We start from the raw sequence: 2,944 nt of genomic DNA, 5'->3' as shown, positions 1-2,944 counted from the left end.
CGGGATTGACCCCTGTGGAGTACGAAGCAATCATGAACACCGGCGTCGCTCTCGCGGCGTGACTTTAACTGTCACCTATTCGTGCGGCAGACCCCGTTGCCCGCCGGAGAGGTAGGCTGTTCAAGTCACACGCATCGCTATCTCTCGGGCCGACCTTGTCGCATCCTACCTGTCAAGCTAAGAGCTTGGCCTTGCGTGAGGCCACCCCCGCCGTGTGCAGCAACCCAGTTTTGGGAGGAGTTGATTGTGTCTTCTGTTCTATTCCTGAGCCATACAGCCAGGGCCGGAGACTTTCGCGTTGGGAGCCATCATCTTTCAACGGCTATGGCCGGCAGCGGACACCAAGTGGCGCATGTCAGTACCCCGTACAGTACTGTCCATTCATTACTAAGGCCTCATCAACTTGCAAGGCGCGAGGTTGCTAGCAGTGGTGTCACAAGAGTAGGTGGCGTGGCAGATTTCATTCCTCGACCACTTCTGCCGGCAAACATTTACTGGACCCAGCGGCAGATGCAGAAGACACTAGCTTCTATTGGAATTGTGAGACCAGATTACGTCTTCGTCGATCAACCTTTATTTCCGGCCTCACACTTCCCAGATGCGACGGTGATATTCCGCCCAACGGACTTATTCGGCACTCCCGCTCTTCGGCGTGCCGCGCGGAGGGCTGCACACGTCGCGGACGGGATTGCAGCCACCTCACCAGGTGTACTCGAGTCAGTCTTGCCGACTCATAGCGTCTCGAGTTGTGTCATAGAAAACGGCGTCGAATTCTCTAAATTCTTTGCTCGATCAGGTACACCAAAGAAGTATGATTTCGTTTACGTGGGAGCATTAGATTTTCGTTTCGATTTCCCCGCACTGATATCCGCTGCCGAAGCACTTCCCACCTCAGAGTTTGCGATTTTCGGTCCGATCCCGGCGAACGTGCCACGTCTACCCAACAATGTACTGCTACGCGGAAGCGTCGCCTACGAGCGAGTCGCGGATGTAATGGCCGCAGGACGCGTCGGCTTAATGCCTTTCGTTGCGAATGCTTCTAATGTGGCAAGAAGTCCCATGAAGCTCTACGAGTATGTGGCGGCGGGTGTCCCAGTCGTTGCCCCCCGTCCTATTGCCGACCGCGTCACGGACATCGCCGGCCTCCGTGCATATGAACCTGGCATTCGGGGAGAACTCGAAAAGGCTCTTGCATCGGCCCTGAGTGACAATTTAGAAATTGAGCCCACCGATATTCATTCTGCAGCCGATCGCGATTGGAATTTAGTAGCTGACCAATTAATGGCCTTCGCGAAAACTTGTTCGCAGCGGAATAATTAATTTTCCTGAAACTAGCACCACGCCGGGCTAACCGGAAATTTGACTGCCATAAAGGGGCAACATGAAACTGGCACTAATCACAGAAAGCCAGAGCAGTAACTCACTAGGAAGAACTCACTGCTTGTGGATGCTGGCCCAACAACTGGGGTGGGACGCAGAGGTTTTCACGACTGAGGGCGAAAAATTCTGGTACCCACTCTCCGGGACTGCATTCGAGACGGCCACCACACGCGTAGGCCCATCGCAACTAGCCGATGCTATTCCTGCGGATACAGAACTCTTGATTGCGTGCAAGCCGCTTCCGGCATCTCTAGGACGAACGATACCAATTGCTAAGGCTAGAAATCTGCCTCTCCTGGTCGATATTGACGACCCGGACCTGGAAGCCCGCTTAAGAGTTGGCGAGCCTCTAACGCAGATTCTTCGCTGGTTGCGTAGACCCGCGAGGTCCATCGTTGACACGCGACACCGGCAGCTCGCACGCTCACTCCCGAGCCTGGTCAGCAATCCATGGCTCCAAGCCCGGTACGGCGGGACGATAGTTCCACATGTTCGCCCAGTGCCAGGTCTCCAAACGTACCGTGCCGGTGAACACCTCGATATAGTATTCGTCGGCACAAACCATGCTCACAAGGGGACCGCGATTCTCCGTGAAGCAGTGGGCTTACTGCAAGCAGATGGCCCGACAACCACACTGACCGTCACCGACGTCGCCCCCGTTGATGCCCAGCCCTGGGAACGGTGGGTCGGCCGAACAACACTCCAGAGGGGCACCGAGATCGTAGGTGAGGCAGATCTTGTCGTACTTCCAAGCTTGGACGACCGCCGAGCACGAGGGCAACTGCCTGCAAAGCTTGTTGATGCGATGATGCTTGGTCGACCTGTCATTGTGTCGGACGTCGCGCCGATGCCCTGGGCATGCCACGGGGGAGGTCTCGTTGTGCCTCCCGGGGACGTGGAGGCCCTCGCTCGCGCGATCCGTCAGATGCGCAGTCCAGACGCAAGGCGCACCATGGGCGAGCAAGGTCGCGAGCGTGCACTTAAGCAGTTTTCGGTCTCGGCTGTTGCCGAACGGTTCAAAATTGCATGCCAGGAAGCAGTCGCGGGAGCGTCATAACTCCAATACCCGTCCATTGCCGCGCCCAGCCTTTACGAACACCAGACAAAAGCCGTCAAGCGCCCTCTTACCGACGTCGACGGAGGGCCACGAGCTGCACAAACAGTACGGCTGACTCAGCCACCGCGATTCCTACGAACCCCCCGATGGCTCCGTACTGGAGGCTGAGTACGAAGATCACCGGCAGCCCCACAACCGCACCCACAACCGCGCTCGTCAGCACAGAACTTGGGTGAGATCGAACAACCAGCCACACCCCACCTGTGGCGCGACTAGTGGACACGATTGCAACAAGGAGTCCAAGAACTGCGGCACCCGTGGGAGGCACATCGGAGGTTCCGGTAAAGATGATGCGGGACGCTGCGGGTAGAAGGATCGCGACAGTGATACCCGCCAAGGCGCCTACAACCACTGTGAGTCTTGAGGTAGCTGGTCTGGCACTGGCTGGCAGGATAGGCGTCGTGTCGCTCTGCGCCTTGGCCGTGGCTCATACAATTATTCGCCCCT

The 2,944-nt window shown here is 57.1% G+C and carries 2 protein-coding genes; both read left to right on the top strand.

Annotation, left to right across the window (positions count from 1 at the left end):
* Positions 1-450: 450 nt before the first annotated feature.
* A complete protein-coding gene (locus BCL67_RS15035; protein WP_181256055.1) occupies positions 451-1,320 on the top strand; it encodes a glycosyltransferase in 870 nt (289 codons plus the stop codon).
* Between the two features lie 61 nt (positions 1,321-1,381).
* Positions 1,382-2,437 (top strand): glycosyltransferase family 4 protein, encoded by a 1,056-nt coding sequence (locus tag BCL67_RS16060; protein ID WP_106124207.1) that lies wholly within the window; start codon positions 1,382-1,384, stop codon positions 2,435-2,437.
* Positions 2,438-2,944 lie beyond the last annotated feature (507 nt).

This window comes from Nesterenkonia sandarakina, from assembly GCF_003003175.1.
Lineage (GTDB): Bacteria > Actinomycetota > Actinomycetes > Actinomycetales > Micrococcaceae > Nesterenkonia > Nesterenkonia sandarakina_A.
Note: the sequence above shows the minus strand (reverse complement) of the source record. Positions and strands in the feature narration are given on the sequence as shown.